The 6,030-nt window shown below is 43.5% G+C and carries 6 protein-coding genes; 3 read left to right on the forward strand and 3 right to left on the reverse strand.

Annotated elements, in window-relative coordinates; all coding sequences use genetic code 11:
- The first annotated feature begins 25 nt into the window (after nt 1-25).
- From F6K53_RS19190 to F6K53_RS19200, 3 genes are all read left to right on the forward strand, one after another.
- Nucleotides 26-736, forward strand: a complete 711-nt coding sequence (locus F6K53_RS19190) for a precorrin-2 C(20)-methyltransferase (RefSeq protein WP_293022222.1) — start codon at nt 26-28, stop codon at nt 734-736.
- 242 nt (nt 737-978) lie between these two features.
- Nucleotides 979-2,208: a transposase gene (locus tag F6K53_RS19195; protein ID WP_293066649.1), complete on the forward strand. Its 1,230-nt coding sequence runs from the start codon at nt 979-981 to the stop codon at nt 2,206-2,208.
- A 31-nt stretch (nt 2,209-2,239) separates the two neighbouring features.
- On the forward strand, nt 2,240-4,099 hold the full coding sequence (locus F6K53_RS19200) for a TonB family protein (protein WP_293081735.1): 1,860 nt from the start codon (nt 2,240-2,242) through the stop codon (nt 4,097-4,099).
- Between the two features lie 239 nt (nt 4,100-4,338).
- Here the strand turns inward: F6K53_RS19200 and F6K53_RS19205 are convergent, their stop codons facing one another.
- The 3 genes from F6K53_RS19205 to F6K53_RS19215 form a co-directional block, all read right to left on the reverse strand.
- Complete coding sequence (locus F6K53_RS19205; protein WP_293036872.1) at nt 4,339-4,524, reverse strand: hypothetical protein; 186 nt, start codon at nt 4,522-4,524, stop codon at nt 4,339-4,341.
- The gene (locus F6K53_RS19210; RefSeq protein ID WP_071102586.1) at nt 4,484-4,936 is read right to left on the reverse strand and encodes a helix-turn-helix domain-containing protein; all 453 of its coding nucleotides are present in this window, start codon (nt 4,934-4,936) and stop codon (nt 4,484-4,486) included. The genes F6K53_RS19205 and F6K53_RS19210 overlap by 41 nt, the downstream gene beginning before the upstream one ends.
- 193 nt (nt 4,937-5,129) lie before the next feature.
- On the reverse strand, nt 5,130-5,333 hold the full coding sequence (locus tag F6K53_RS19215) for a hypothetical protein (RefSeq protein ID WP_293022230.1): 204 nt from the start codon (nt 5,331-5,333) through the stop codon (nt 5,130-5,132).
- Between the last annotated feature and the right edge of the window lie 697 nt (nt 5,334-6,030).

The following is a 6,030-nucleotide window of genomic DNA, read 5'->3' on the forward strand; positions in this document are numbered from 1 at the left end:
ATTTTATAGATAATTTTAAACTTTTGTGAAACTAGGTACACTTTATGGTATAAGTGTTGGTCCTGGGGATCCTGACCTGATCACCCTCAAAGCACTACGTATATTGAAACAGGCACCAGTAGTAGCCTTTCCTACTGGAGTCCGTGGAAAACCAGGACTGGCTCAACAGATTGTCGCTCAATGGTTGGAGAATCATCAGGTGCAGTTACCCTTGACATTTCCATATGTGCAGGATACCGCTATCTTGACCCAAGCATGGCAAGTTGCTGCTGAGCAAGTCTGGAATTATCTAGGATTAGGGCAAGATGTAGCATTTGTGTGCGAAGGAGATGTGAGTTTTTACAGCACATTTACCTATTTGGCACAGATGCTACAACAGTTACATCCTCAAAGCCTGATTCAAACTGTACCAGGGGTATCTTCCCCCATGGCTACAGCATCGGTGTTGGGATTACCCTTGACCATTCGTGATCAGCGGCTGGTGGTGCTACCAGCTCTCTATAATGTGGAGGAACTGGAAAAGGTTTTGGATTGGGCAGATGTAGTAGTCTTGCTCAAAGTCAGTTCAGTTTATCAGCAGGTGTGGCAAGTGCTGCATCGACATCAGTTGTTGGAAAATGCCTATGTGGTTGAACGAGCAACTCTACCGGAGCAGGTGATTTATCATAATTTATGCGATCGCCCTAACTTGGCATTACCCTATTTTTCTCTGCTAATTGTTAAGGTAAACCAATAGATAGCAAACCAATAGATAGCAAACCAATAGATAGCAATGTTTCAGCCATCGATTTAGTTGTTATAGCTAGGCCCAGGACCATCACTCTTATAAAATTATAAACGCTTTCAACCCCGTGTCTTTAGACCGGGGATGAAAGCGAATAGCGGCTTGACGCGCCGTGAGAAAAATATTCCTAAATAATCCGAAAGTTTAGTCTGGGTGTTGTAAAATAAAGTAAAGGAAAGTTGAGGTCGAAACTGGTGATCGTTTTAGAATTCAAGGCAAAGGGGAAAAGGCATCAATACTCCGCTATTGATGAGGCAATCCGGACAGTTAAGTTCATACGCAACAGCTGTCTCAGGTACTGGATGGACAACAAAGGGGCTAATAAATTCGACCTCAACAAATACAGCGCCGTCCTTGCCAAAAACTTTCCTTTTGCCAATGAGTTGAACTCTACTGCTCGGCAATCTAGTGCTGAGAGAGCATGGTCATCAATCGTTCGTTTCTTTGACAACTGCAAGAAAAAAGTACCCGGAAAGAAAGGTTTTCCTAAGTTCCAAAAAAACTGTCGCTCAGTGGAGTACAAACAGTCTGGGTGGCAGTTTTCCCCTGACAAGAAGTCAATTACGTTTAGTGATAAAAAGGGGATTGGAAAGCTCAAGTTGAAGGGAACGTGGGAATTGTGGCGTTTTGATAAGAAGCAAATAAAGCGAGTTCGGATAGTCCGCCGGGCTGATGGCTACTATGTCCAGTTTTGTGTTTCAGCTGATATTAAAGAAGAATTAGATCCGACTGGTACAGCCATTGGGTTAGATGTCGGGCTAAAAGACTTCTATACTGATTCCACTGGAAAGACTGAACCCAATCCTCGTTTTTACAGAACAGTAGAAAAACGTCTTAAATTCCATCAACGCCGGGTTTCTCGAAAAAAGAAAGGCTCTGCTAACCGGAAGAAAGCTATTAATAGGCTAGGTAGGACACACCTTAAGATAAGTAGGCAGCGTGAAGAACATGCCAAGAGACTGGCTCGTTGCGTAATCCGGTCTAACGACCTGGTCGCCTACGAAGACTTGAGAGTTAAAAATCTAGTAAAAAATCCTTGTCTTGCCAAATCTATTAATGACGCAGGTTGGTATCAATTCAGGAAATGGATGGAACATTTTGGAACTAAATTTGGAAAAGTAACTGTCGCAGTTAATCCCGCCTATACTAGCCAAAACTGTTCCGGATGCGGCGAAATAGTTAAAAAGTCTCTATCGACTAGGACTCACATCTGTAAGTGTGGATGTCAGCTAGATAGGGATCACAACGCCGCAATCAACATCCTTAAAAGAGCTTTGAGTACGGTGGGGCACACCGGAACTTGGGTCACAGACCTAAACGCTTTAGGAGATTTGGCCTCTACTGTTCTTGGTTCCGGCCAGGTTCAGCAAGTCGAGTCGTTGATTAAAGAATCCCCGCGTCTAATGACCGGGGAGTGTCAATAGCAACTATGGAAATACGTCAAGAATAACTGCCATGTCTGATGCTTCTTTAATTAAAAACATCCCAGAAATGCTGAGTCACCCCCTAGTGATTTCTATTACCGCTTCTCTGGGGGTTCATATGCTAATCGTACCGATATTAGGTGATTTGTTGAAGAATCAAAAGCCTAAGGAAGAATCAATGGTGCAAGTGTTGGAGTTAAGCCCTCAACAACTCAACCGTGTGCCCAAGTCGGCTGCACCACCACTAACCCTGCCAGCTGTACCAAATGCCAAGACTCCGGCAAAGCCCTCCATCCCTTCGTTATTTAATCCTTTCCCACCCCCTCCACCACCGCTACCTTCAATACCTCCTCTCAAGCCCCTGAAAAAAATTCCCACACCCCCACCTCTGAGATCCCTACCGATAAAACCCTTACCCACAATTGGTAAGTATCCTTTACCACTGCTAAATCGCAAAAGACCAATTATCACCAGAGGGTCTTTCCCGATCCAGCTACCACCAAAACCCAGGACACCACTACCAGCCCCACCACCGCGACCTCAGTTCAAATTCGATACAGAGTCTTTGAATCCAGGTTCCTTCCAGACCGGTTCCTTGCCAGTATTTGGGAATTCTAGCAACCAGATTCCTGACCCATTAGAGGTTCCTAACCAACAGCCACCGGTATCGGTTACTCCACCTCCTCCACCACCACAATTTTCCATCACCCCTCCTCCTTCTGAGCCTACTAAACCAGTACCTTCTAGTGCTGTTGCGATCGCACGACAACGTGAGCAAAATTTAGTAGCTCAAGTGCGGATGCGGCGGAAGCAACTGAAAAAAGATGTAACCAATACCACTGATGAGGAAGCTAGGAAAAACCTGGTAGAATGGATGGCTTTGGTAAAAGATACCTTACCCAAAAAGGAAGTCATACCAGAAGCAATAACAGTTAGTGCTACTTATCCGAAAGACGCTTGTATTAAGAAACTAGAAGGCACAACAGTCTTCGGAATTTTAGTAGGTGCTGATGGTGAAGTGACTAATGCACAGCTGATTCAGAGTGCAGGGTACGGCATTTTAAATCAGCAGGCACTGGAAGATATTCAGTTCCGCAAGTTTAACAACCAAAGTGGTACAACAAAACCCTACCAGGTCAAGGTAGCCTTTGACTATGATCAAGGCAACTGTCCTAGTCTATCGGTTTTCCAAGAGTCAACAGCTAACCAGCCAGTTCCAGCAAAGCCAAATACTGTTAGTGGGGAAAACGCTGCTGCCAACAACCCAGTAATAGTAGTGCCTAAGCCAGAAACTCCTACCAATAACTCCAATAACTCTACCGATAACAATAGGACAGTATCAGTTCCAGTAAAACCGAATAGTGCTAGGGAAAATTCGAGCACTAGACCGAGTAGGGTGTCAGTACCAGTCCGGGAAAATACCTCTAGCCAAGACTCAACTCCTAAACCCAGGAGGGTGACAGTACCAGTGCGGGACAATACCTCTACTCAGGAAAATACTCCTAAACCCAGGAGGGTGTCAGTACCAGTGCGGGACAATACCTCTACTCAGGAAAATACTCCTAAACCTAGAGCAGTGCCTGTACAGCAAAATACTCCTACTCAGGAAAATACTCCTAAACCCAGGAGGGTGTTAGTACCAGTGCGGGACAATACTCCTACTCAGGAAAATACTCCGACTCAGGAAAATACTACCAACACTACAGCTGTGCCAGTCAAGCCAGCTCAAGCTACTAATGAAAACTCAGGGAAAGAATCCGTTCCAGCAGCAGCAGCCAGTGAAGAGCAAAACTCACAAGAGGATAAAGCATGCAAGTTCAAATCTAGATCAGCTCGCAGGCGCAACAGAATAGACTCCTTTACAACACCATCGTCGAGGTCATGTAAATAAGAGCTTTCTGTTAGTTAAAGCCTGGGTTGTTGGTCAATGGAGCATTAACATTATTTTAGAATTAAGAATTAATAATTCTAGAATTTAGAATTAAGAATTAAGAATTAAGAATTAAGAATTAAGAATTTAGAATTAAGAATTTAGAATTTAGAATTAAGAATTTAGAATTAAGAATTAAGAATTTAGAATTAAGAATTAACCATTCTGCCTTCTACATTCTGCATTCTACATTCTGCCTTCTACATTCTACATTCTACATTCTGCATTCTGCATTCTGCATTCTGCATTCTGAGAGACAACCTTGGCCAATAGGCCACGCGATCGCTGAAAGCGGGACTCTCGGCAGAGCCGACGCTACGCGAACGTCCATCGCGTTCAACCCGATTAACGACTGGCAGGGAAACTGCCACCGATGAAGTGGACATCACTGAAGGTTTCAATCCATAGACGAGCGCCACAAGGCAGTGGATTATCCGGCTGATAGGTAATTCGACATGGGCCGAGGATTTCTACCTGGTTGCCATATAAATTGTTACCACTTCGTTTTACTGAAATCACTGGCTTGCGCTCTTCCGGGCGTTTGTGGATATTCGAGCCAATGTGATTGCGGTTGACATTAATCTTGGCTAGAGCCGGAGGACGACTGGTACGCCATTTGCCTTTTGGTCCTCTAGTGCCTTTAATGATTTGAGGCATATTGTTGAACAGAGGAATAATCCAGAATTTCCCACTTTTATAAGCACCCCGGACGCGACCCTTCTCTAGGAGTTGTCGCAATCGTCTCGAAGAGATTCCTAGGAGAGATGCCGCTTCGGTAGTACAAACGCACTTGTTCATAAGTTCTTATTCTAAACTATTCCGATACTTGTATTATAAAGCAAAAGCAAGCATTAAGACAACCCCCGATTAAGGAAAAGGAGAAGGCTATGGAAAATTTTGTAAATTGACCTTAGGTGTGCTATCGGTCGGACTTGAGACAAGTTTGATGCGATCGCATTCCCTGTCCCTTCCAAACACCGATTATGCTCACTCACTCATCGGGAAACTGCCAGCAGGAGATACGTTCTACATCATTACTACTACACTGAGGACAGGTTTTATCAACTGAGGAATCTACCCATTGATAGCCACAAGTCCGGCAGTGGCCAAAAATGTTGTTGTGGTTAGCGATTTCGATTTTTCTGCGCCACTCGTTAATTTCAGAGGTGTCTGGCTTGGGGGTAGGTTCCGACATAAATTTACATTGAATTAAATTATTTTAGCTAGTTTATGTAGCTATTTTTTATCTATTTAAATAATATTAATTACAAAATAAATTATATATTAATTTTATTAATTTTTCAACAATTTTGAGGTATTTTTAACCAAACTTACGTCTTAAGGCTGATCTATGATAATTTGGCTTGACAATGTAAAAATTTAGTAAATATACTGTTAATCGTAAAAAACCTTTGGTGTATCTCCTCATCATCAGGGAGCAATTAGGCTGTCAAACGACTTCAGAATTGTGATTTCAGGATGGTTAATTGCCTGATCAGTTCCGACTGATGAATTCCTAAGTCATAAGTTATAGTTTCTTGATAGTTCTGAAATCGCACAGGAAGACGAGTTGGCTATCCCTGGATAAATCAGGGTCTTGAATTCCGTGCTTTCAGCAATTCTGAATAATTTCAATAAAAGCGTTATGGAGTGCGCTCTTGGGGGTTCCCATGGGGCTTTGAAGGTGCGGACGCAGGTGACCCACGCAGCGCCAAAACCACTCGCTATTGCATCAAGACAGGGTAGCATTTTAAAAAGATTCAACGCTGACTGCCTGACACATCTTGGAAAATGGCAGTCATCAAGGGGTGCAGTGCTTCGAGCGAATACGAGTAAACCAGATTCGGTCGTAGTAATGCTGCTCAGCCTTCAAAGAAGCAAAGCTTGGTTGC

Origin of the sequence: Moorena sp. SIO4A1 (genome assembly GCF_010672065.1) — a bacterium.
GTDB lineage: Bacteria > Cyanobacteriota > Cyanobacteriia > Cyanobacteriales > Coleofasciculaceae > Moorena.

Bases quoted from the DNA above. Each gene is read 5' to 3' on its own strand.
- F6K53_RS19200 (WP_293081735.1), top strand. From the start codon at position 2,240: ATGTCTGATGCTTCTTTAATTAAAAACATCCCAGAAATGCTGAGTCAC.
- F6K53_RS19205 (WP_293036872.1), bottom strand. From the start codon at position 4,524: ATGTCCACTTCATCGGTGGCAGTTTCCCTGCCAGTCGTTAATCGGGTT.
- F6K53_RS19210 (WP_071102586.1), bottom strand. From the start codon at position 4,936: ATGAACAAGTGCGTTTGTACTACCGAAGCGGCATCTCTCCTAGGAATC.
- F6K53_RS19215 (WP_293022230.1), bottom strand. From the start codon at position 5,333: ATGTCGGAACCTACCCCCAAGCCAGACACCTCTGAAATTAACGAGTGG.